General features: G+C 60.2%; 16 protein-coding genes. 9 read left to right on the top strand and 7 right to left on the bottom strand.

Annotated elements, in window-relative coordinates:
- Positions 1-154: 154 nt before the first annotated feature.
- Positions 155-1,996 carry a sulfatase gene (locus R3C19_08320; GenBank protein ID MEZ6060350.1) on the bottom strand — a complete coding sequence of 614 codons (1,842 nt, stop codon included), beginning with the start codon at positions 1,994-1,996 and terminating at the stop codon, positions 155-157.
- 117 nt (positions 1,997-2,113) lie between these two features.
- Positions 2,114-2,605: a translation initiation factor IF-3 gene (gene infC, locus R3C19_08315; protein ID MEZ6060349.1), complete on the bottom strand. Its 492-nt coding sequence runs from the start codon at positions 2,603-2,605 to the stop codon at positions 2,114-2,116.
- Between the two features lie 479 nt (positions 2,606-3,084).
- On the opposite strand from infC, the gene R3C19_08310 reads away from it, so the two are divergent.
- On the top strand, positions 3,085-4,065 hold the full coding sequence (locus R3C19_08310; GenBank protein MEZ6060348.1) for a phosphoglycerate dehydrogenase: 981 nt from the start codon (positions 3,085-3,087) through the stop codon (positions 4,063-4,065).
- Between the two features lie 106 nt (positions 4,066-4,171).
- Here R3C19_08310 and R3C19_08305 read toward each other — a convergent pair whose 3' ends face one another.
- The 3 genes from R3C19_08305 to R3C19_08295 all read right to left on the bottom strand — a co-directional run bounded on the left by R3C19_08305 (position 4,172) and on the right by R3C19_08295 (position 7,383).
- A complete protein-coding gene (locus R3C19_08305) occupies positions 4,172-5,110 on the bottom strand; it encodes a DUF1559 domain-containing protein (protein MEZ6060347.1) in 939 nt (312 codons plus the stop codon).
- Between the two features lie 223 nt (positions 5,111-5,333).
- Entirely contained in the window at positions 5,334-5,786 is a 453-nt protein-coding gene (locus R3C19_08300) for a hypothetical protein (GenBank protein ID MEZ6060346.1), read from the bottom strand.
- A gap of 424 nt (positions 5,787-6,210) precedes the next feature.
- A complete protein-coding gene (locus R3C19_08295; protein MEZ6060345.1) occupies positions 6,211-7,383 on the bottom strand; it encodes a DegT/DnrJ/EryC1/StrS aminotransferase family protein in 1,173 nt (390 codons plus the stop codon).
- Positions 7,384-7,661: 278 nt separating this feature from the next.
- Between R3C19_08295 and R3C19_08290 the strand changes: the two genes are divergently transcribed.
- Positions 7,662-9,272 carry a Do family serine endopeptidase gene (locus R3C19_08290; GenBank protein MEZ6060344.1) on the top strand — a complete coding sequence of 537 codons (1,611 nt, stop codon included), beginning with the start codon at positions 7,662-7,664 and terminating at the stop codon, positions 9,270-9,272.
- Between the two features lie 243 nt (positions 9,273-9,515).
- On the opposite strand, the gene R3C19_08285 is transcribed toward R3C19_08290, so the two are convergent.
- Positions 9,516-9,797 carry a peptidylprolyl isomerase gene (locus R3C19_08285; protein ID MEZ6060343.1) on the bottom strand — a complete coding sequence of 94 codons (282 nt, stop codon included), beginning with the start codon at positions 9,795-9,797 and terminating at the stop codon, positions 9,516-9,518.
- A 292-nt stretch (positions 9,798-10,089) separates the two neighbouring features.
- A complete protein-coding gene (locus R3C19_08280) occupies positions 10,090-11,181 on the bottom strand; it encodes a sulfotransferase (protein ID MEZ6060342.1) in 1,092 nt (363 codons plus the stop codon).
- 639 nt (positions 11,182-11,820) lie between these two features.
- Here R3C19_08280 and R3C19_08275 point away from each other — a divergent pair.
- The 7 genes from R3C19_08275 (at position 11,821) to R3C19_08245 (ending at position 23,748) form a co-directional block, all read left to right on the top strand.
- Positions 11,821-12,540 carry a sugar transferase gene (locus R3C19_08275; protein MEZ6060341.1) on the top strand — a complete coding sequence of 240 codons (720 nt, stop codon included), beginning with the start codon at positions 11,821-11,823 and terminating at the stop codon, positions 12,538-12,540.
- A gap of 396 nt (positions 12,541-12,936) precedes the next feature.
- The gene (locus R3C19_08270) at positions 12,937-15,978 is read left to right on the top strand and encodes a hypothetical protein (GenBank protein MEZ6060340.1); all 3,042 of its coding nucleotides are present in this window, start codon (positions 12,937-12,939) and stop codon (positions 15,976-15,978) included.
- A 579-nt stretch (positions 15,979-16,557) separates the two neighbouring features.
- A complete protein-coding gene (locus tag R3C19_08265) occupies positions 16,558-17,385 on the top strand; it encodes a hypothetical protein (protein MEZ6060339.1) in 828 nt (275 codons plus the stop codon).
- A gap of 110 nt (positions 17,386-17,495) precedes the next feature.
- On the top strand, positions 17,496-19,067 hold the full coding sequence (locus R3C19_08260) for a hypothetical protein (protein ID MEZ6060338.1): 1,572 nt from the start codon (positions 17,496-17,498) through the stop codon (positions 19,065-19,067).
- A 23-nt stretch (positions 19,068-19,090) separates the two neighbouring features.
- Positions 19,091-21,481: a protein kinase gene (locus R3C19_08255; protein ID MEZ6060337.1), complete on the top strand. Its 2,391-nt coding sequence runs from the start codon at positions 19,091-19,093 to the stop codon at positions 21,479-21,481.
- A complete protein-coding gene (locus tag R3C19_08250; protein MEZ6060336.1) occupies positions 21,481-22,845 on the top strand; it encodes a hypothetical protein in 1,365 nt (454 codons plus the stop codon). The genes R3C19_08255 and R3C19_08250 overlap by 1 nt, the downstream gene beginning before the upstream one ends.
- A gap of 24 nt (positions 22,846-22,869) precedes the next feature.
- On the top strand, positions 22,870-23,748 hold the full coding sequence (locus tag R3C19_08245) for a sigma-70 family RNA polymerase sigma factor (protein MEZ6060335.1): 879 nt from the start codon (positions 22,870-22,872) through the stop codon (positions 23,746-23,748).
- The last annotated feature ends 18 nt before the right edge of the window (positions 23,749-23,766 follow it).

Here is a 23,766-nt window from a genome sequence, read left to right as displayed (position 1 = left end):
ATACTGGCCGCGGCGAACTCTGATACTTTTCGCACTTCTTCATGCCGCGAGCCAGAATACCTCAAATCGCCCCGCTCGGGGTATCATCGTACGATGTTGTCCGCCGCGCGTCACATCAACGTGCGTTCTGCAACGCGATGCTTCCCCGAATTCGCTATGGAACCAGGTACTCCAGCCGGCGGGCAACCGTGTCGTCGTTTCTAACCGTCGGCGAAAACAGCTCCGGTGAAACACGAAATTCGTAACCCGGTCGGCCATCGCGCAGCAGCACAACGGAATTCAGCATCAGTCCGACCTCCAGCGCCGAATCAGATTCTGTTAATGCGTTGAGAATCACGGCCTGCGGGTCCGTCGCGGAAATCAGTCCCAGGAACTCGGCGGCGCGCACACGCACCAGCCCTTCCGGATCATTCTCGGCAAGATGTCCGGCTGTTTTCGCGAATTTCGCTGCCTGGAGACCGTGAACGCTGCAGGTGATCAGTCCCCAATAACGCTGCCATGGATCGTCCGACTGTAGTGCCGCCTCAATGCGCTGTTCCGCCTGCGCGAACGGAATTAGCTGCAGATCCGCGATGTCAACGTACGCGGCGATCGCCTGACGGTTCTCCTGTCCGAAGGTAGTCGGATCGGAAAAGGCCGATTCGGCAAGGACACTTTCCGGATAGAAGCTCAGGTCCGGCAGCGACTTCGTCCATTCCGTCATCCGCTGCCGAAGCTCCGCCAGGACGTGCTCATGCTGTGGGTCGTCTGCCAGGTCATTGACTTCATGCGGATCCGCTTCCACGTCGAAGAGCTGTTCGGCCGGTCGCGGAAGGAAGAACCGGCGCTGAGCATCGTTCAGGGTGCCGGCCAGAAACATCTGCCGCCATTCCTGCCACGCCAGCATCCGGTAGCGATAATTGTTTTGCAGGCCGTCGAAATTGAACGGCTGGTAGTTGCGAATGTACTCGTATCGTCCCCGCCGAAGACTGCGCACCTGATCGTACTTTTCGTCGAAACGGTCCGCGCTGCCGAATGCTTCGTCGCGGGCGTTCAGTTCCGCCTGAGTGATGCCGGAACCCACGAACGGTCGTCCATCCATTTGATCGGGCACGGAGATTCCCGCCAGATTCAGCACGGTCGGCGCGAAGTCGATGAAGCTGACGAAGCCGGTTTGCCGTGATCCGACGCCGGCGTCAACCAGATGAGCCCACTTGTCCGGCACACGAATGACCAGCGGCACGTGCAGGCCGCATTCGCGAGCGTACCCCTTGCTTCCCGGCAGAACTCCACCGTGATCGCCAAAATAGAAGATGAATGTCTCTTCCAGCAAACCGTCGGCCGTCAGCTGATCGACGACGGCTCCAATCTGCTGATCCATCTGAGCGATCCGGTCGTGATACCGGGCGGCGGTGTATCGAAAGACGGGTGTGTCGGGGTGATACGGAGCAACAAACGCGGAGTCCGGGTCGGCTGTCGTCGACTCGCTGAGCATCTGCTGTTCGTTGAAATGCAGCGAGCTTTCGTGGCAGACGGGAAAGCTCTGCATGTAAAAGAACGGTTGCCCGGTTCGTCGGCCGTTCCACGTCGCGGACCGGGACGAATCATCCCAGACGCGGCCACCGGGGATGGCGTTGTAGTCGGTCTTGTTGTTGTTGGCGGTGTAGTAGCCGGCGTTTCGCAGGATCTCCGGAAACATCGCCAGCCCGTCCGGCATCGGCACGGCCACGGATTTGCGGTGGAACTGAGTGCCGATCCGCGGTGCGTAGCAGCCCGTGGCCAGAGTTGTCCGGGCGACACTGCAAACGGGAGCGTTTGAAAACGCGTGGTCAAAGACCAGACCGTGTTCCGCGAGTTCGGCAACGCGCGGTGTCTCCGCTCCGTGCGGATCGTAAAGCTTCAGGTAGTGAACGGAGTTGTCTTCCGACACCAGCCACACGACATTCGGCCGATCCACAGCCGTGGCCGGTCGCGTCAGCGTACAAAGCAGGACGAATAGCAGGGGCGTGATTCTCACCGGATTGCGCCCTGAAACAGTTGGTGAACCGCGCTTACTGAAACACCGTGACCCGAAGCGCGGTGTCCGCCGGTGAGGAATCGGCTATGCGTTTCTATCCCGCACAGGCGATGCCGGTCACTTGGCATGCGGAGACAGCAGGACGGACATCATCCGGCCGCTTTCCATCCGCGGCGACTGTTCGACGGTGGCCACGTCCTTCAGCGATTCGACGATTTCTTCCAGCATCTCCCGACCGCGGTCGTGGTGAGCGTTCTCGCGACCGCGGAACATCACGTTGATCTTCACCTTGTCACGCCGGCCCAGAAACTCCCGAGCCTTGTTGACTTTGACTTCAATGTCGTGAGCCCCGGTCTTTGCCCGCAACCGCAGCTGCTTCAACTGCGTGCGATGCTGTTTGGGCCCGCTGGACTTCTTTTGGCGCTCATAGATCACTTTGCCGTAATTCATGATGCGGCAAACCGGCGGGCGGGCGTCCGGACTGACTTCCACAAGGTCCAGCCCCTGATCCATCGCCATTCTGAGAGCTTCTTCCGTTTCCATTTCCCCAAGCATTTCTCCTTCGGCGTTGACGACGCGAATCGGAGAAATGCGAATGCGTTCATTCATCCGCGGAGTGTTTACCTGGGGAGCCGCGGTGGGACGAGAGCGTTTAATAGTTTCCTCCTTCTCTGGGAACAGTGGATTGGCGGGAATCGACTTCAGCGGATTCCCAACCAGTAATATGCAGGAATACTCAGCAATTGATACTTCCCTGCGGCTTTCACAGCAAGATCTTACGGAAAAAACCATTCCGCTGGGAAGTCCGCTGCCGGTGAAAAAGGATTCCAGCGCTGTGCCGAAGCCAGCCGCTGCCGGGAACTCACGCTGCGGCGGGACGTCTGTTCGACCGAATCGCCAATCCGTCGTGCATTTCTTTCCGGGTTCAGCGTTGAGGCGCCGGGACGGCAAGTCGGCGACGGAAGTGCGGCGATTTTTCGTCGCGGCCGAGCGAAGCGCAGCGGCGTCGCTTAACATCCGCGCCTGGTGCCGAACTCCGGCATCGGCCATTCCCGCCAATTTACCGACCAAAGGTGACGAAACCGAACATGCCACGAATCCTCTGCACGGCGCTCAACGCCGAAACCGGACCTCATTTCGACACACTGAAAGCCGCCGGGTTCGAATGCGACGTTGTGCCCCGCAATCTGAACCTGTGGAACGAAGACGTCCTGACGAATGCTGTCCAGGGCTACCACGGAATCCTGGCCGGTTCGGAGCCGATCACGGCCGGCGTGATTGCCAACAGCCCCGATCTGCGCGTCATCTGTCGCGCTGGCGTTGGCTTCGATGCCGTCGATCTGCCGGAAAGCGACCGTCGCGGTGTCGTCGTCGCGACGACTCCCGGAGTCAACCATCACTCCGTGGCCGAACATGCCATCGCGATGCTGATGGCGCTCGCGCGCGGGTTTCCCCGGCTGGACCAGGAAGTCCGCCGCGGCGAATGGACTCGCATCGCGCTGCCCCGAGTGATGGGCAGCACCCTGGGACTGGTCGGTCTGGGCCGCATCGGGCGGGCCACGGCCACGCGCGCGATTGGCCTGGGAATGACGGTGATTGCCGCGGATCCGTTCGCGGCCCCGGAATTTGTCAATGAACACGGTATTCGGCTGGTGTCCTTCGATCAGTTGCTGTCGGAATCCGACTATGTATCGCTGCACGCTCCGGTCGTCCCGGAAACGCGGCATATGATCAACGCCGATACGATCGCGAAGATGAAGCCGACGGCGGTGCTGATCAACACATCGCGAGGTCCGCTGGTCGATGAACCGGCGCTGGTTGACGCGCTTCAGACCGGAAAACTGCGGGCCGCCGGGCTCGACGTGTTCGAAACGGAACCGCTGCCGACTTCCAGCCCGTTGCTGCAGTTGTCGAACGTCATCCTCAGCGGTCACGTTGCCGGCATGGACCAGGAATCTCACGACGATACTTACGCCATGGCCGCCGACACGTTCATTCAACTACACGGCGGCAAGTGGCCGGCCGAACGCATCCAGAACCTGAAGGGCGTAACGGACTGGAAATGGTAACGCGTCGAATGGCCTGCCAAATGTCACACGCCATCGCCGCGTTTCTCAGTCGACGACAGGCCGGTGACGCGAAGATTTCCCGAACTTCGCGGTTTCCGGTCTGCCGTCAAAACTCACCAACGGCCTCACCGCCGGCGATCGTCGCCAGCTTCTGGTACACGCCGTGGTCGATGTTTTCGCTGATGAAATGCACCGAACCGTCGCCGAGACAAAACAGTGCTCCGCCTGTGTGGTGACTGCTGAAATCGTCGAGATGCAGGGCACGACTATTCGGAGTGTGGTCGGTGGATCCCAGGATTCGCGAAAACGCCTCTTCGCCTTCCGGCACCATTCCCGACCAGGTCGTAAACCACTCCAGCTCGGGCTTCGTCAGTCGTTCTCCGACAATCAGCGTGCTTGAAGTTCCGTCCGTCAGATCTCGCAGCCGGACACTGCTGTTGTGGTAGAACGTTCCGTCGCTGAGACACGCGCCGCTGACGTGTTCACAAAGATGCAGGTCCTGAGTTCCGAAGACTCCCGCGTAGTTGGCGGTTGCCAGTTCGGCCAGATCGACATGGTCCTGCTGCATCGTCGCCGGTGCGACATGACCGTGACTGTGATCGGCTTCGTGAATCCACCACGTTTCCGGTTGAGGATCCGACGGACACACGTAGGCCGTGATTCTCTTTCGAATGAACGGTTCGTTGCGGTGGTCGTTCACTGCCAGGTTGAGATCAAGCTGGTTGTAAAGGTTCTGCTGGTCCAGATAAGGAAGAATCATCGTGGCCCATCCGAAGCCGGACAGTCCGTCGTGCGGGCTGGGTTGCCCGTTCAGCACGGCAATCCAGCCGGACGGCAGGGTGCGGTGAACGTCGTGGTAGTTGTGCAGCGCCAGGCCGATTTGCTTCAGGTTGTTGCGGCATTGAGTCCGCCGCGCGGCTTCGCGCGCCTGCTGGACGGCGGGCAGCAGCAGCGCGATCAACACGGCAATGATGGCGATGACGACCAGCAGTTCGATCAGAGTGAAACCGCGAACGCGGCTTCGGTTTGGTATCGTGAGTTTCATGACGAGCAGCCTTTGCAACGCGCACACAGCTTCAGTGCGTGCGGGGAAGATCGATGAATGAAGGCCGATCCGGCGTTCGATCGCGCGGCAATTCGTGGCGCAGCGTTCAGAGACACGGGATCACACATCGGGAATTGACCCGGCTGCCGGCACGGCCGTTCGCTACGACCGGCGCCTGCACTCAGGCAGGTAAGCTCGCAGTGGATCGTCGTCCGTGCGAGTCTCAGGCAGCGGGATCAGCGGCGCAGGCTGGCGGTCCGCGCGTCTGCACGACGAAGGCAACCCGGCTGACGACGACAACGCGTCTGGCTTCGCGGACGATGCCTACGGTTTCGACGACGTCCGGCAGCCCCGCAATGTCGGGCGCCTGCGGGGCCTGCGCCAGGACAGAACAGACGGCACAGTGGCTGTCATCGTGTCCCGGTTGCGGTACATGGCTGTTCGCCGGAACTTCAGAATCCTGCGGGGCGGCAGCGTGCCCGTGCGAGCAGCAGTGATGCGTGTCCGCATGTCCTGGCGAATCGGTCGCGGAACCCGAGACCTGGCAGTGACTTGCGCATCCGTGCTGTCCGCATTCCTGGTGAATGTGAACCGTCTGTCCGAAACCGCTGACCAGAATCGCAGCCAGGGCGGCGATTCGGCTAAATACTGCGGTTGCCTGAGTCAGCGGTTTCACGGACGAACACCCTGGATGGAAGTTTCCGGACAATCCGGAGAGTGTAGTCGAGTGATGAGTTCACGTGCCATGGAAAATCACCGGACTTTACATATTACGAATTCGGTAAACTCGATCGTTGGAAGAAATGCCGACGCGTCGGTGCGGCCCCGGCATCTCGGGAATACATGGTGGTCACGGCTCTGCCCTCCGAGCCAGGCAGCGCGTCTTCGCAGAAGGAGTGTGACACAGCGATCGGAAACCGCTGACCGACGCTGTTCGGACACGCGGCACACGATTGCAGCAGGACGCTGCAAAAGGCTTTCCCTCGGTGCCGCACAACTTCTGCGAAAATGTGGTTCCCGGGTTGTGCGACCCCGGCAGGGCGCCAGCCCCGATTGTCGCGCGCTTGAGCGTGGTCCATCGATACTCGGCTGACCAGACATCAGGCCGCTGCGCGCTTTCGCCGAAATCCGGCCGCGACATCCAGTACGGCTTCAATGACGTCGGCGACGTCCTGATCGCTCATCGCGGCGGACAGCGGAAGACTCAGCATGCGCTGGTAGTTGTCGAATGCGACTGGCAGATCGGCATCCCGCAGCCCGTACTTGTTCCGATAGTAGGAATGCAGGTGAATCGGAATGAAGTGCACTGAAGTACCGATGTTTCTCGCCGTCAGTTCCTCGATGAACCGGCTGCGATCGATTGCAAGTTCGGATTCGCGGATTCTGAGCACGAACAGGTGCCAGGCGTGAGTCACGTGGCTGCGATGGACGGGCATCTGGAACGCGGCATTGTTCCCGAATGCTGACTGATACCGGGCGACGATTTCACGGCGGCGCTGCTGCATGGCTTCAAATCGCCGCAGTTGCTGCAGCCCCAAGGCTGCCTGGATGTCGGTCATGTTGTACTTGAAGCCGGGAGCGACGATGTCGTAAGCCCACTTGCCTCCGGCGGCATAGCGGCTCCATGCTTCGCGACTCATGCCGTGCAGACTCAGTATGCGGGCATCTTCAATGCGTTCGGATGTTCCCGTCAGCATTCCTCCTTCGCCGGTCGTCAGGTTCTTCGTGGCGTAAAAGCTGAAGCACGCCGGGTTGGTCCCGGAACCGACGGGCTGTCCTCGCCAGGCCGCTCCGATGGAGTGTGCCGCGTCTTCGATCAGCGTCAGGCCGTGGTTGTCGGTGATTGTCCGGATCGCATCCAGCTCCACGGGATGACCGGCGTAGTGGACCGCAACGACTGCCTTTGTCTTCGGCGTGATCGCCGCTTCGATCTTCTCGGGATCAATGTTCAGCGTGTCTGGTTCGACATCAACCAGAACCGGACGGGCTCCGGCGTGTTCGATCGTGTTGACCGACGCGGCGAACGTCAGCGGCGTGGTAATCACTTCATCGCCGGGGCCGACACCCGATGTCAGCAGTGCCAGGTGCAGTGCGGCCGTGCAGGAACTGACGGGCAGCGCGGCCGGAGCGTTCGTGTATTCGGAGAATCGTTCTGCGAACGTGCGAGTCTTCGGGCCGGTCGTCAGCCAGCCGGATTTCAGAGTATCGATGACCTCGGAGATTTCTTCTTCACCGACCAGCGGTGGAGCGAACGGCAGAAATTTGTCTCGCATGAATGGCTTCCTTGCCTTGATGACGGACTGATGCGGCAGGGTATAATTTTTCCCCGGTTTTTCGCCAGATCAGTCCGCGCGACACGAAACGCGTGGCGACAGGCGCCGCGGATTCCGCCCGCGACGGGACGTTTGGCATCATTTTTGTTTGCAATGTCGGCATTCTGCCGCGCTGGCAGATTCGGGTTCCACCTTGCTTCCGGGTCGCCGCGAAACCGGCAGAATCGCTGATGGTCAAGTTTGAATGTTGATCGAATGAAAAGAGGAGAAATGGCACCATGAACAAGTTCCGATGGCCAACCCTGATCACGGGAATGTTGCTCGGTTTGCTGGCTGCGGGAGTTTTTCATCAGTCACAGTTTCCGTGGACCGCGCAGGCCTTGTCGCAGACTGCAGAAGCTCCGCGAAAGGATGCACTTCCGCCGTTGCCGGTTGTTGAACGCGGCCGTCCGGTTCCGGGCGCGGAACACGCCGATCAGCTTTCCGGCGCCTTTCGGTCGGTTTCCCGCGCGGCTTTGCCGGCCGTGGTTTCCATTAAAACGACAGGCCGAGTCGTCAAGCGCTCGGTCGACCAGTCATCGCCATTCGACGATCCGTCCTCACCGTTCAATGATCCGTTCTTTCAGCGGTTCTTCGGCAACGATCCGCGGTTCCGCCAGTTTCGCAACCAGCAGCCTCGCGAATTTGAACAACGACTGCCGGACGGCCAGGGTTCCGGTTTCATTGTATCTCCGGACGGCATTGTCATGACGAATAATCACGTCGTCGCTGATGCCGAAGAAGTCATCGTGCGGCTCAGTGACGGCCGGGAATTCACCGCGACCGATATCCGGGCCGACGAACGATCGGACGTCGCTGTGGTCAGGATCCGCATCGATGAACAGTTGCCGTTTCTGCCGCTCGGCGACGAAAGCGAATCGGAAATCGGTGACTGGGTGCTGGCCTTCGGAAGTCCGTTCGGCCTGGACCGCACGGTGACGCAGGGCATCATCAGCGCCAAGTCGCGAGCCGTTCGGGATGACCGCATGGCTCAGGAATTCATTCAGACCGACGCGGCGATCAACCCCGGCAACAGCGGCGGACCGCTGGTGAATCTGCGGGGCGAAGTCATCGGCATCAACACGGCGATTTCCACGCGGGCCGGCGGATACGACGGCGTCGGATTCGCCGTTCCCGTCAGTCTTGCGAAATGGGTTGCCGAACAGTTGCTCGCCGACGGCACCGTCGAACGCGCTTTCGTGGGCATCGAGATGCAGGAGATCGACGCCGAACTGGCCAAAGCATTCAACCTGACAATTCCGCGCGGAATTGTGGTCACGGGAGTCGTGCAGGACTCACCCGCAGAAAAGGCCGGCTTCGCGGTCGGTGACGTAATACTGGATGTTGCCGGAAAAGCGATCACCAGCGACCGCAGCATGCTGGGTGCGGTCGAGCGTCTGGAAATCGGTCAGCCTCACGATATCCGAATTCTGCGAAACGGACAGGAACGCGTTCTGCGAATCACCGTCTCCAAACGACCGCAAAGCCCGGCGCGGGCCACGAGTCCCGAAACCCGCGACGATAACGACAACGGTGGCGACGGAGCCGCGGAACTGGCTGGCATCGGAGTGGCCGTTCAGAACCTGACCAATGAACTCGCTCAACAGCTCGGTCTGCCAGATTCCAGCGGTGTCGTCATCACGTCGGTCGACCGCCGCGGCACCGGCGCTCGTGCGGGACTCAATCCCGGCATGGTCATCACTCGGATCGGCAGCCAGCCGATTCGGACCGTGGACGATGCCGCCAATGCCATGAACGCCGCAGCAGCGACAGGCAAAGTCCTGTTGCTTGTCCGGATTACTCAGGGCGAAGACAGCGTTTCCCGATTTGTGACCGTCGACGTCGAATAGCGCAGAACGGCACACGATATTTTTGACGATCGGCAGATTGGAATTGGCCAATGCATAACAGCAGTTGCTTCACCCTCCCGTTTCAACGGGAGGGTACATCTCTTCTGCCGCAGGCCTTGTATCTTCCGACGTCAACAAAAAAACCTCCCGCGCGCATATGCGGGAGGTTCTTTGTTCGATCGACAGGCATGGGATCAGATTCAATTCTCCCACGCCGTAATGCGAGCCTGTATTCAGACCCGACTAGTCGCACCGGGCTGTGATTTCGAGCAGGTGGAAGCCGAACTGAGTCCTGACCGGACCCAGGACCTTGTTGAGAGCGTCGCTGAACACGACGCTGTCAAATTCCGGGACCATCTGGCCCTTTTCAAATGTTCCCAGATCGCCGCCGCGAGCACCGGACGGGCAGGCACTGTGCGCTCTGGCCAGCTCGGCGAAGTCCGCTCCGCACTCAATCTGCTGTTTCAACTCTTCGCATCGGGTTTCGTCATCGACGAGTATATGGCGAGCTGATGCCGTTGCCATGTTTCGGGGTTCCTGCTTTCTGAACGAGTACCGGGAGAACCTGCAAGCGAGGCAGAGTCTTGCAACTTGTTTTACCGACCGCAATCGTTTCCCTGGGCTCGCCCGCTCGCCCGTGCCGGTTTCCATCGATCACAATGCCGTCAGCGACGGACTATTCCGCACGTTGCTGAACCAGTGGCCACGGTGTCTGGTGCCGCAGGGCCGGAGATTGATGCCGACTACCTTCAGCCCGGCCGTTCCTCCGGGGCTTCAGTGATGTCCAGAACCCAATACCGGCCTTTGTGCAGCACCACTATGCCGCGGGCATCGCGTGCAGGTCGGAAGTTTCCGGAGCTTCGTAGCAGAAGCGTTCAAACGCGTCACGCAGTTGTTCGTAGACGACAGCGGCCCATTCGGGATCGTTTGGAAACTTGTTCTTGCGGTATCGCTGCAGACTCGGAAGTTCTCTGGTGACAGATTCGGCCACATCGTCGAATCCGGGAAGGTTCAGCGATGCATAGACGCGTTCGAGTTCCGACAACGGGTCGCATTCCAGTTGCTCGAACGACACTTCGCAAAGATTGCCGTCGGGTATCAACAGCCGATCGCGTTCGTAGAGCTCAAACCCGCGGCGGTAGCTGCGGATCACCTCTTCCTCGGTGTTGATAAACAGATCCCTTCCCAGCGTGTTTTCAGCAATCATGCGGTGCCGCAGGTGGCAGGCGGAGCGGAACACGTGGTACGGGTGGCGATGGATGTAAACGAATTTCGCTTCCGGAAACATCTCCAGCAGCGTCGGAATATGAAATGTGTGGTAAGGCGACTTCAGCAGCACGCGCTTGTTTGACCGGTAGGTCAGCTTCTTCAGCAGTGTCAGAAAACACGACTTCCAGCGGTTCAGTTCCGTTTCGGACAGCGTGTCGAAGCTGAGAGCCTTCCAGAAGTGCCGATAGTCGTGAGGATGCGACACCACCGAGCAGGGCGAGATGCCGCTCATCACGCACGACGCCATGTCGTCTTCCTGCGGCGAATCCCAGGACACCTGCATGTTGTCCATCGGGCGGGCTTTCGGGACGAACCGCGCGGTCAGCTTTGTGGTCACCTTTTCCGTCAGCAGAAAGTGCCACGGAAACAGAGCCTGGTACAGGTTCAGATATTGAAAGTTCCTGTCGTGTGCCAACAGCGTCTGCAGCAGCGTCGTTCCGCTTCGCCAGTACCCCAGAACAAACAGCGGCGGCTGTTCGATCCTGGTTTCGGCAACCGCTCGGCCGTAGATCAGGTCTTCAATCGCAGCCATCGTGGAGTTGTAGGCTCCGAACAGCGGCAGCGGCAAAATGCGATGCAACCGACTGACATGCATCGACGGCCGCGAAGTCAGCAGCCTTGCGACCCCGGACAGCTTCATGCCATTCCAAATCAGGAATCCGCCCTGAGAATTCCGCACTGCTTTGGAAGTGTTTGATGAATTCATAAGCTGGTGGGTGATTTCTTGCTGCAGGAGTTGCCGGACCAGTAACACGAACCGCAGAAACTGCGCGTAACCGCGTGGCTAACCCCTAGATCGACCTGTGCAGCACTGGCGCTGATTCCGGAATCCTGTTGCCGGAAGATCTTGCCTACAGGTCACAGAGAGCCGCCGACCTATCGTTTTCTTCGGCCGTGAGTGCATTCCCCAATGCAGTGTCACGGCAGCGTGAGGTAATTCCTGAGACGAATCGCGTACATTCTGGGGTGCGGCACCGGCAATTTCCACCATGCAGGCATTTGTATTGACCCAAATTGCGCCTCAGCGATAGCCTCCCGCCGAAGTTGCCAATTCCTTCCGGAAGCGGTTCCGATCGTATGAGTTGCTGAAACTGCCGCCGGAGATCCGGTTGCGTTCAATTTCCCGCGTTTCCAACGGCGGGCGGTCCAAAAAGAGAATTTCGGGACAACAGACCGGCCGCGTCATCGAGAATGGGGACGCGGCTGAGATCGACGTGCCGGTTCACGGATTTCCCGCTGAACCGCGGATTGTGACTGGTTCTGAGTCGGACCTGCTGAAATGACAACACGCGCGTTTGACATCATTGTTTCAGCCATCGCGCTGTTGCTGTTCGCGCCCGTCATTCTGCTGGCTGGGCTGTGTGTTCGGCTGTCCAGCAAGGGGCCTGCGTTCTATGAGGCGTCCCGGGTTGGAAAGGATGGCCACCGGTTTGCCATGTACAAATTGCGAACGATGCACTGCCGCGAGGTCGTCGGCAGTTCCATCACGGCTGCTCACGATCCGCGAGTGTTCTTTGTCGGACGCGTGTTGCGACTGCTGAAAATCGACGAACTGCCGCAGTTTTGGAACATTCTGAAAGGCGACATGGCCATTGTCGGACCGCGACCGGAGGCCGTCGACATTGTCGAACACTACTACAACTTTGAATACCAAAAGACGCTGCAAGTGCGGCCCGGACTGACCGGCCCGGGAAGCGTCTACTATTACACTCACGGCGAACAGATCCTTTCGGACTCGAATGTCGACGCGGAAGACCTGTACGTCACGCGACTGTTGCCGGAAAAGATGGCTCTGGAACTGCATCATCTGCAGCACCGCACGGCATTAAGAGACCTGCTGGTCATCCTGCACACGGCCTCGGTTCTGCTGCAGAAGGCAGTTGGACGCCGCCATTTTCCGAAACCGGCGATCCTGCAGGCACCACTTCAGATCATCGAATTCCCGGTCGTGCCGCCTTCGACCGCCGAACACTCACGCGCCATTCGTCACACGGCATGAGTCGAATCGGAACGCGCCGCTCGTCGCCGCGCTTCGTCAGCACTGAAGCGGATGAGTTGCGTGGCACTGGCTTTGCCAGTGCGTCTGCGAAACTAAAGCCACTGGAAAAGCCAGTGCCACACATCACAACGGTGTTTGACAGCACAGCAGGTTTGGTGCAGTTGTCCAGGCCGACGAATGCCGCAAGCGTTCACCGCTGTCGCCGAAGCCTTCGGCGGCCTCGTGATCGCCAGAATGGCAGCGGCAGAATTCGCCGGACAAAGTCCTCTTCCGGCAGTTTTCAGATTCTGCTAAGACACCGCCGGACGCCGTTTGTAACGGCCTCCAGGGAAGGATTCATGCGCTGCGGGGGCTCATTGTGCGGCGCACTGGCATCGTCGACGGGAACGGATTCCCATGCAAAATTCAATCTGGAAACTGGTTTCGATTCTTGGTGTCATCGGCATCGGCGGTCTGGTCGTTGTCGAAGTTCAGAATCGCCTTCCAAACCTGCCGCTCGCGGGCCAATCGCAGGATGAGTCCGCGACAACCGAAGACGAAGCAACAGCAGAATCCAGCGGCGACCAGACTTCTGATGCCAAACTGACTCTGTCAGAGTTCGAGCAGCGCTTCGCCGGGGAAGATGCTTCGAACCGCTCGTTCGAACTGAACGAACCTGCCGTTGCTGCCAATGACTCTTCCCGGATGGCGTTTGGTGACGATTCGTCGCACTCAGCGGCTGCGTTCTACGGTTCCGGACAGGGGGTGACGGAGCGTTCGGTTCCCATCGACACAAACGTGCGGCGCGAGCAGCTGGCATCGGGCGGCAACCCGTTTGAAGCCTTCGAACGATCGGATTCCGCCGACGCTCACGCCGCACCGGAACCGGATTCGCACATTCACACCGCCGCACATGCGGACAATGATCCGGTGGAGTTCCGCGTTCCTGCCGCGGCCACGACCGTCGCTGTTCAGCCGGTCGGATTCAGCGAAGAGGATCCGTTTGGCGACGACGCTGTCACGACCGCAGCCAACGCGAACACGAGCGAGTCCGCGGAAGCCGATCCGTTTTCGTTTGACGACGATTCCGCGACTGCCGAACCACAGCCTTCCCGGCAACCGGACAATGCCGGCATCGCGGCATTCAGCCGTGACCAGGATGACCACGCCGTCCCGATTCCTCGCGACGTGCGGACACAGACTCCGCCGTCAGCGCGTTCCGCCGAGGAAAGTTCACCGCTGCTGTTCTTTGGTGATGACGAACGCGACGCGCCGATCGGCAACAACCCGCCAAACACCGGAAGTGGTCGCACCAATTTCTCCGACGACCAGGACCCGCGATCATTGTCTGACTCCGATCCGGAATCGGACAATCCATTCGGCGGATTTGACGCCGGCGACACCGACACAGACAACCGCCGCAGTATACCGGTCCCCGCGGAAACGGAGCCTGACCTGGAACCGTCGCCGTTCGATTTCGATGCCGAGCCGACGCCGGTTCAGCCGTCGCGAACAACGCCGCACGGAAATGGCTCTGAACGAACGCCCGCGCCGGCAGCCCGCCCTGCGGCAGCGGATGTTCCCACGAATGGATTTTTCGGTGACGACGACGATCCGCCGTTGGCCGCCAGCCCCCGCGGATCGAATCCTCAGGGCGGTGCGTTCAGTGATGCGGACGACGAGGACGCGCTGCCGTTCGCGGAAGATCTGGCATCAGGCGAAACACCGGACACGATTGATTTCGGTTCGCCGCGACGCAACAACGATTCACCGCTGACGATCCCGGAACTCGGATCCGGCGCCGGCAATCTGCGGTCGACACCGCCGCCTTCCGGGACAAGGTCCGCTCCGGACTTCGACGACGCCGATCCGTTCGACGACGCCGATTCCCGCGATTTCCGTTTCGACGATCGCGGAGCGGCTCCGCGCAATCCCGCGGCGCCGCGCAATGCGGCGCCGTTTGAATCTGAAACACCCAACGGTTCCGCAGGACAGCCAGCTTCTCGAACACCGGCCGGCGGACTCAGCGATTTCAACACTCGCCCTGTGATTTCCGATCCGGCGGTTCGGCCCGTTTCGGCAGTCATGCGGCCGCATCTGACCGTGCGCAAGAATGCTCCGGAAAACGCAACCGTCGGCGTCCCTGTGCCCTACACGATTGTTGTTCGCAACGAAGGCCAGTCGGTGGCATACGACGTTGTGGTGGAAGATGAACTGCCGGCCGCGGCGACTCTGGAAGGAACGCGGCCCAACGCGGAGTTCGACCAGAGAACGCGCAAGATGAGCTGGTCGTTTGAAAGCCTGCCGCCGAACGAAGAACGCGAACTTCAGGTCACGATTGTCCCTACAGGCGAAGGAACGCTGGACGGAGTCGCCACGGTGCAGTTCAAGGCGCAGGTCAAGGCAACTACGGTCATTCGTGCTCCCAAACTGGAGCTGCAGATGACTGGCCCGGCCGAAGTCCGGATTGGGGACAAAGTGGACTATCACTACGTCATCACCAATCGCGGCAGCGGTGAGGCTCGCGACGTCTACGTTCGCACCGTCCTGCCGCCGTCGCTGCGGCATCCCGAAGGCGGAGACCTGGAATACGAAATCCCGCTGATGCGGCCGGATGAACAGCGGGAAATCGTGCTGTCCGTGGTTGCCGCCGATCCCGGACAGTACCGAACCGTCGCCGAAGCCACCGCCCTGGGCGGCGCGAAGGCTCAGGCCGTTTCCCCCGTCACCGTCATCGGCAAGCAGTTGCAGCTGGAACGCCGCGGAGCCAGCCGGCGATTTGTCGGGCGTCCCGCGACCTATGAAAACGTCATCCAGAACGAAACCACATTCGATGCCTTTGATGCTGAAGTCATTGAACAGATTCCCGACGGCATGAAGTTCGTCTCCGCCAGCGACAACGGGCTGTACAATCCGCAGGACCGAACCGTGGTGTGGAAGATCGCCGAACTGAAGGCCGGCAAGCAGAAGCTGCTGCAGATCGAACTCGCGCCGCTGATGGCAGGAGAACAGCGTTCCGTCGTGACCGTCATCGAAAACGCGGGCTTTCGAAGTCAGGCCGATCAGATCACTTCCGTCCAGGATCTGCACAATGTCAGCGCCGACATCAGCCGTCTTGACGGTCCGATGGCCATCGGTGAAACATTCGGCTTTTCCATCAGCATCGACAATCGAGGCACAGCGGACGCCACCGACGTGGAACTGATCGTTCAGGTTCCGCCGGAAATCAAGATCGTGGGAGCCGGCAGTCCCGACAAGCCCGCGTTTCCCGGCCAGAACAACTCCGCGCGGTTTGAAACCGTGGTGCGAATTCCGCCAGGCCAGCAGGAAAGCTTCGAGCTGCGGCTGCAGGGTCAGCGACCCGTGCAAAATGGTGCCGTGAAGGCCATGGTTCGCTACAAGCAGATGCAGGAACCACTGGTCGTTTCCGAATCCGTGACCGTGTATTCGGATCGCTGATGAGGCTGTCAACGCCGCGTCACGGTTTCCTTTGGATCGTCGCTGCGTTGTTCATCCAGCGATGAAGGCAATTGCGCCGGACGATGGGCGCGGCAGGCTGATTCCGGACATTCACCGGAATGATCAAAGCCCGCGGTAACTCCGAACGCTGCCCCAGCGGTGCTCAACCGCTTTGACGCGGCGCAGCGGCGTCCGCCCAAAGCGGTTGCGTCGCGCGACGCGCGCTCTCGGCCTCTTCCCGATTCTTCTGCTGAGCGCAGAAAGTTCTCCGTCGACGACTTCGCGGGCGAGAGGACAACGCACGACGAACGCGGAGAACCAGACACGGCGCCCCGCTGTTTGCTCGCTGCCGAAGGTCTTTTCGAACCATCAGCGCCGATCCTGGCAGATATCGGCGGGACACCAGAGATCCGACGTTCGGCGATACGCCGATTCTCCGGAAGACATCCCGATTTTTCTTGCAACATTCGTTCTCCGGTGGCGACTGCCTCATCAACCGCCGCAATTTGCAGGGAATTGCGGGACTTTCTGCCAGACCGGACCGGGTTGCCGTCCGGCGTTTGAGGAGTATTCGTCACCATGTTGCGCTGGATCAAATACGGGGCCGGGACTGCTGTGATTCTGGGTGTTGCCGGATTTCTGCTGCTGGGATCCAATCTGGGGAGCTACATCCACACGTCAACCAAAGCTGCTCAGGAAGCCGTTCAGGAAGCCGTGCCGGTGGAGTTCGAACTGCGGCGGGCCAGCGACATGATCGAGGCCATTCTTCCTGACCTGCAGTCGCAGGTGCGCATGATTGCTCAGGAAGAAGTCGAAATCGCCGCGCTGGAAACCGACATCAAAGAAACGCAGCAGCGTCTGAACGCCGAACAGGCGATTCTGACGTCGCTGCGCGAGACCATGCGGCCGGTTCAGGTTTCGTATACGGTCAATGGTCGCAACATGAATCGCGAACAACTGACGGAACAGGTGCATCAGCGGTTCGAACGCTTCAAGCAGGGAGAACTCGCTCTGACAAGCAAACACAAGCTGCTGGAGAAACGTCGCGACGGGTTGAATGCCGCGCTGGCGATGCTCGACAAGATGCGTCATCGGAAGGCCGAACTGGAACAAAAGGTCGAAACGCTTGCCGCCAGATATCGGCTGGTGCAGGCGTCCCAAATCGAATCGGGAACGCTGATCGATGGCAGCCGATTGGCCGAAGCGGGGCAGTTGCTGGACAGAATCGAAACGCGCCTGTCGGTCGCTCAGCGAATCCTGGCGCACCAACAGGACCTGTTCGCGGTCTCCGGCACGGATGAACGGATCAGCGAGGAACAGTTGCTGACGGAACTGGACGAATACTTCGGACAGGATTCGACTTTGGCGGACAGCGAAGCCACAGTTGTCGGAACGAACGGACGGTGACAACATCTCAGGTTACCAGCTCCGTTGTTTCTTCGGCCGGCTGACGTTCTGCCGGACCTCCGAATCGGAAGGCTCCGTTCCGCTGCGACCTTTTCAGAAAGAATCGTCCGGTGTTCTTCCTCGATCTTAAACGAGCAGACGTTGCGATTCGCAGTGGTCGACTGGACGAAGCGCTGCGGACTTTGCAGACTTCGCCCGAACGCGGTCACCGCGACGCGCAGCGCCTGATCGATCGTCTGGCGACCGCCTTTGTCGATCGGGCGCTGCACCATCTGGCCGATGGTCGCATTGACGAGGCCCGACACGATGGCCAGTGTGCACTGCAACTGGCGGGGCACAAGCCGGAAGTGACGGAGCTGCTGCGACGGGTGGCGGCCGCCGAAGACGCTCGCAGGAATCGACAGCAACAGCGCAGGGAAGTGCTGGCGGCCGCACAGCAGCAGGTTCACACCGGTGCCTACTCCGTCGGAAAATCACTGCTGACGGCACTCGACACCGATCAGTCCGCGGCGGGAGCGGCCGCTTCCGAGCAACTGGCTCGGTCGATCGAAGCGAAGCGGGAAATCGTCACCGCCGCCGCGGCCAGAATTCAATCGTGCATTGACGCGGGAAACTACGAACAGGCGGTCGTAGTGATTGCAACGCTGCAGCCGGATCAGCGAGCCACCGCGGTGATTTCCGGACTGGTGCCGAAGGTTGCTGAACCGCTGGCGGAACGCGGTCTGGCCGAGCTGGCAGCCGGCCGACCGGACCGTGCCGCGATAATTGATCGTTTGATCTACCCGGTCATCGCGAGTTCCGCGACGGTTGAACAACTGCACCACAGCCTGACGCGGTGCTTCAGGATTCAGGATCACCTGCAATCCTCGCGACTTTCTGAGGCGGAGAGCGAACTGGCCGTTTTGAATCAACTGGTTGGCGGCAGCGACTGGATTACTGCCGCGAAACTTGCCGTTTCGGAGGCCGTCACGCAGTTGAATTCCGTCACGACAGGACCGCTGGGACTGTTGTCCGATGTAACACGACAGTCATCGGAATCACCGGCGGCCGCGAAGAATGCCGTGAATCCTTCACCGCAGCGTGACGGGCAGCCGCATGATTTCGAGGGGCTTCCCGCGCGGTGTGTCCTGACTGTGGACGGGATGGGTGGATTGCTGCTGCTGACGAAGGACGTCGTTCGCATCGGCTCGTCCGCTGCCGCGTCGTCGTCGGTGGACGTGTCGCTGATGACGGAAGGATCCGGTGTTCCGGTCATCGTACGGCGCGACGGTGATGACTACTTTGTCGAATCGGCCGCACCGTTTTTCGTCAACGGCGAGAAGATGACGCGCCGGCTGCTGGCATCCGGCGACACGATCGCCATCGGTTCGCGCGGACGATTGCGGTTTTCGAAACCCGTGGCCGCGAGTGGTTCGGCGGTGCTGCAGATCACCGGGTCGCGACTTCCCCGACGCGACATTCGCAACATTGTACTGATGTCAGATTCGCTTCTGTTCGGTCCGGCGGGGGCTCACTTCCGTCTGCCGTCAGCCGACGCACCGATTGTGCTGTTCGGAAATCACGAAGGCTTTGCTCTTCGGCAACTGCAGACAAACGGCGATCTTCGCGCCCCGTCGACTGCTCTGCGACCGGGCAATGCCGTGGTCATGAATGAAACGCGTTTCGCGCTGGTCAACTGCTGAAATCCCCGAATCCAACGAATCTCATGGCAGCCTACCGCTATCAACCCGGCGACCAGCCTCTGGACGGTTACACGATTCAGTATGCGCTGGGGAAAGGCGGGTTCGGCGAAGTCTATTTCGCGGTCAGCGATTCCGGCCGCGAAGTGGCATTGAAGGCTGTGCAGAATTTCGAAGACATCGAACTGCGCGGCATCGGTCACTGCATGAATCTGAAGTCGCCTCACCTGGTGATGATCTTCGACATCAAACGCTCGGCCGACGGAATTCCCTGGGTCATCATGGAGTACGTCGCCGGTGCGTCGCTGCGGGAGATTCTGGACGAATCGCCTGACGGGCTGAGTGTCGAGCAGGCGACGTTCTTCTTTCGGGAACTGGCCAAAGGCATCAGCTATCTGCATGAAGCGGGAGTCGTTCATCGCGATCTGAAACCTCACAACGTGTTCTTCGAAGACGGCATCGTCAAAATCGGCGACTACAGCCTGAGCAAAGTCATCACCGCCAGCCATCGCAGCGGCAACACGATGACTGTTGGCAGCGTGCATTACATGGCACCGGAAATCAGCCTCGGCCGGTACGACAAGACGGTCGACATCTACGCTCTGGGTGTGATGCTGTACGAAATGCTGACCGGCCGGCCGCCCTACGTCGGGGAGAGCATGGGTGAAGTGCTGATGAAGCATCTCAGCAGCGATCCGGACGTCAGTTCGCTTCCGGAGCCGTTTGCGTCAGCGGTGCGGAAGGCGATGCAGCGCGACCCGGCACATCGTTTTCAGACCGCGGAAGAAATGGTCGCAGCAATCACGACCACAGACGCAGCGAATCCGGTTCCCGCAGACTTCAATCCCGCCACGCTGTCCATGATCGGTGAGAAGGCACGCCAGACGAAATCCAGCCGACGGCGGGACAACGTGCCGGCCGTGGAAGATCATTCGACCGCTCCAACGGCGGTCCAGGAAACTTTCAGCCAGCCGGAAACGAACGAACCGGTTGCTCCGTCCGCGGTGTCAATGATCCTGCAGCGGTGTGCTCTTCATTACCGGCCGCCGGAACGATTGCACCAGATGCCCGACTCGGTGACCTGGCAGACAAGATTGCTGCTGGCAGGTATGGCAGCGATCGCGCTGTTGTTCTTCGGTTTTCGAACGGTCGGTATCCCGTTCTGGCCGGGCGACGAATTGTTGCCTCTGACCCAGTTCACAGTCGCGATCTATGGTTTGACCGCCGCCGCTTTCGCGTGGTGGATTCCCGATCGCGCTGAAGGCTGGTGGCCACTGGCGTCGCGACTCATCTGGGCGGCACCAGCCGGCGTGTCAATTCTGTTCGCAGCCAACGCAACCAGGATCGGCCCCGATGTTGGCGCCCCGCTGCTGTTCAGCCTGATCGTCTGCGCGGTCGTCTTTGACTGGCGGTGCTTCACGGCGGTCCACCGAGAATCCCGCATCATGCTGCTGCCGACGGTACTGGTCGGCGTGACCGCAGCTTTCGTTCACTTCCTGTGTGACGGGTACGTAAGTCTGACGACGCTGACGTCAGCGCTGGCGATCGCCGTTGCATTGACTGTGCAGTTGGTGGCTCCCGTGAGACGCGCCGCCGCGGATGCTCCGGCGCTGAAGCGTCCGGCACCAATGCCGCGACGTGCAGGGGAAGGTAGGTTGCGGTTTGACAAGACGGCCATTGTGCTGGAGTTGCTCGCGGGGGCGGCCGCGATGGTCATCATCGGTACGATCGGTTCCGGCTACGGCGACCTGATTGGGTTCGCCGTTGTCGCAGCCGTCGTTGGCTTTGTGGCGTTGCGCCTTCGGCTGGCGCGGCGCGACGACATGATCGCGAAAATTCAGGACAGCTACACGGATTCCGTCATTCCCGGGCAGGCGGAAATCCAGCCGCGCACGCTGCGTTCTCGGCTGCACGAAAATGAAGGAGATCTGCCGAAACTCGACAAGCTTTCCGTGTTTCTGGAAGCAGTCATCATCGGCGCCATCGCTCTGCTGTGCCTCTTCGTGTACTGGCAGGACGACGACTTCATCCCCGGCGGAATTGCGGCTGTCGTGATCGCGTTTCTGGCGTTCCGTCTTCGTGTCAGGAGACGGCGGTACCTGCTGCGTCATGCCGATCAGCCGCAGAACAATTCGCCGATCGCTCGCACGCAAAGCCGTCTGAGGTTCGACACGATTTCCATCCTGCTGGAGCTTCTGACGGGTGCGTGTATCGTCACCGTCGCAGGCCTGATCATTGAAGGGGATGACGACCTGTTTGTCCTCGGTGCGGCGGCGTTCGTCGTCGGGATTGTGGCTCTGAGATTTCGGCTGTCGCGACGCTATGAAGAATACGCTGTGTCGGCTCCCGCGACGGAACGAGACCAGAAGGTCCAGGACGCCGATCCGGTCAATAGGGAAATGCAGGAGATTCGCTGATGCTGATTGCCGTACCACTTGCCGTCTTCCTGCTGCTGTTCCTGATCGTCACCGTGTATGTCGCAGTCGTTCGTCTCAGGTCGAAGCGAGATCCGGCCACTGTGGTCGGCATCTTCGTCATTTGCAGCCTGCTGCTGCTGGGCGTACCGGTATTTTTCGGTCTGCTGTTTTTTGCGCGGAGTTCTCATTCCGTGAACTCGCCGGCAGTGACGATGCAGCGAGCGGGCTCGACTTCGCAGCCGAGGGAACCGGTTGTGGTTCCGATGGGTATCGATGCACGAGCCGCCTCAGTGCCGTCGTTTGCCGCTGGTCGAGAGATGATGAATCAACCGGATGTCTGGGCCAACCTCGATCAGCAGCCGTTTGACGCAAACAACTATCCAGGCCGAATCGCGGCAGCCAAACCGCTGGCCGGAAAGCTCCGCGCCGCTCTCGACGCCAATCAGTTGCTGGCAAGTTCCACGGCGCGTCCGGAAGCCATCGCTGCTGACGATGCACAGGCCGTCGAAAGTGACGCTTCCACTGAAGATGCGGGCATCGCCGACAACGAACACAGCGGGCCGGCAGATATCCGGCTGACATCTCCCGCTTACCTCATGGTGTATGACGCTTCCGCCGGAAATGACGTGCTGCAGCGGTTCGCGGAACAGTTGCGAGCCGAGTTCCCCGTGAGCGAAGTGCGAGTATCCGGAAACTCGCTCGGCCGACGGGAATCAGCACCGACGGTCGAACGTGGCGCCGTCCGGCTGTCTCTGCATTCTGTCGACGAACACATTCAAACGGCTGAAGGCGACGAGCCGTCGGAACAGATCAGAGGCGAACTGATTTGTCACATTGAAACGACAAACGGATCGGCTCAGGTGAGCGTCAACTACATTCAGAAACCGTGGGTTGAGGAATTCGATGCGTTTGTTTCGGCTCGTCCGCAGCAGCGCTTCGTGGTTGGCTATTCCGGGCAATTGGTGTCATCGGAAGAAGACGCGCGCCGGCTGGCCATGCTGGACGCCCAACACAAGTGCCGGCTGGCCGTTCCCGGCGGAGATTCGATCACCGTTGACGAATCGCTTGTCGTCGACCGGTTTGCGCAGAAACTGTCTCGTCCGTACGGCGATGTCTGGCGGGAAGCGGTGCTGCTGGATGTTTCTGCTTCCCGCATCGCACCTGCCCTTGCTCAGGCTCGGCACGTCGCAAGTGTCAGTGAACAGCGGCGTTTTTCGGTTGGCGTCAGTCTGGCCGTGCTTTTCGCTGTGACAGTGCTGCTGTGCATCAGCCTGAACCTGCTGACTCAGGGCTATTACCGCAGACGCCTGCTGATCTGCGGCGCAGCGGTCCTGGGAGTCGGCGCGCTGACGTTGATGAGTTGAATGAACGAAGCGGACACGCACCTTTTGGAGCTCGTTCGAGCCGGCGATCACGACGGCTGGAATTCACTCGTTGCGCGCTTCGAAAAGCGACTGATGGCGTTCGCCCGGCAGCAGGTGGATCAGACTGCGACCGCTGAAGATCTGGTTCAGGAAACGTTCATCGCATTCCTGAAGGCGATGGATGAGTTCCGTGAACAATGCGAACTGGAGTCATTCCTGTTTCGAATTCTCCGGCGCCGAATTGTCGATCACTACCGGCGTCAGGGACGAAACCGGGAAGTGCCCGTGTGCGCTTTTCAGGGGACGACAGCGGATTCCGGCGACCCGTTTCAGCACGCGGCCGCTCCCGACATGCACGCAAGCTGGTACGCTCGCCGGGACGAAGCCCTGCACCGCGACTTTGGTGTCCTCGCGGCCGCGATCCGTGAACTCGCGGCCAGTCTGCAGCGATCGGAAAAATTCCGCGATCTCAAGATTGCTGAAGGACTGTTTTACGCCGGCTGCCGCAACAAGGAGCTGGCGGACGTCCTGAGGCTTACGGAAAACGAAGTCGCCGTCACAAGACACCGCCTGATCGAACGCCTGGCACGGTTCGTGCGCGATGCCGGAGGTTCCGCTGATGATCACTTCTCAGATGCTGCGACGACGGGCCTGCTGACGTCTGTCTGGGAATCGCAGCGACCCACCTGTCCGAAGCGCACGACACTTGGCAAATCGATTCTGGGAATTCTGCCGCCGGAGTGGGCTGACTTCGTGCGATTTCACGTCGAAACGCTGGGATGCACATTCTGCAACGCAAACCTGTCGGAACTCCGGCTGAACGATGAAGCCGCCGATTCGAGTTCAATGCGGGAAAGACTTTTCGCATCAACTGTCGGGTTCCTCCGAATGAAATCCGGCTGAATAGCAGCGTTGACGAGC

The sequence above is a fragment of the Planctomycetaceae bacterium genome, from assembly GCA_041398785.1.
Lineage (GTDB): Bacteria > Planctomycetota > Planctomycetia > Planctomycetales > Planctomycetaceae > JAWKUA01.
This window is presented reverse-complemented; position numbering and strand designations above follow the sequence as displayed.

What these genes read in the sequence shown, in the direction of transcription:
- infC (MEZ6060349.1), bottom strand. Translation starts at nt 2,605, where the DNA reads ATGAATGAACGCATTCGCATTTCTCCGATTCGCGTCGTCAACGCCGAA.
- R3C19_08310 (MEZ6060348.1), top strand. Translation starts at nt 3,085, where the DNA reads ATGCCACGAATCCTCTGCACGGCGCTCAACGCCGAAACCGGACCTCAT.
- R3C19_08305 (MEZ6060347.1), bottom strand. Translation starts at nt 5,110, where the DNA reads ATGAAACTCACGATACCAAACCGAAGCCGCGTTCGCGGTTTCACTCTG.
- R3C19_08295 (MEZ6060345.1), bottom strand. Translation starts at nt 7,383, where the DNA reads ATGCGAGACAAATTTCTGCCGTTCGCTCCACCGCTGGTCGGTGAAGAA.
- R3C19_08290 (MEZ6060344.1), top strand. Translation starts at nt 7,662, where the DNA reads ATGAACAAGTTCCGATGGCCAACCCTGATCACGGGAATGTTGCTCGGT.
- R3C19_08285 (MEZ6060343.1), bottom strand. Translation starts at nt 9,797, where the DNA reads ATGGCAACGGCATCAGCTCGCCATATACTCGTCGATGACGAAACCCGA.
- R3C19_08280 (MEZ6060342.1), bottom strand. Translation starts at nt 11,181, where the DNA reads ATGAAGCTGTCCGGGGTCGCAAGGCTGCTGACTTCGCGGCCGTCGATG.
- R3C19_08275 (MEZ6060341.1), top strand. Translation starts at nt 11,821, where the DNA reads ATGACAACACGCGCGTTTGACATCATTGTTTCAGCCATCGCGCTGTTG.
- R3C19_08270 (MEZ6060340.1), top strand. Translation starts at nt 12,937, where the DNA reads ATGCAAAATTCAATCTGGAAACTGGTTTCGATTCTTGGTGTCATCGGC.
- R3C19_08265 (MEZ6060339.1), top strand. Translation starts at nt 16,558, where the DNA reads ATGTTGCGCTGGATCAAATACGGGGCCGGGACTGCTGTGATTCTGGGT.
- R3C19_08255 (MEZ6060337.1), top strand. Translation starts at nt 19,091, where the DNA reads ATGGCAGCCTACCGCTATCAACCCGGCGACCAGCCTCTGGACGGTTAC.
- R3C19_08250 (MEZ6060336.1), top strand. Translation starts at nt 21,481, where the DNA reads ATGCTGATTGCCGTACCACTTGCCGTCTTCCTGCTGCTGTTCCTGATC.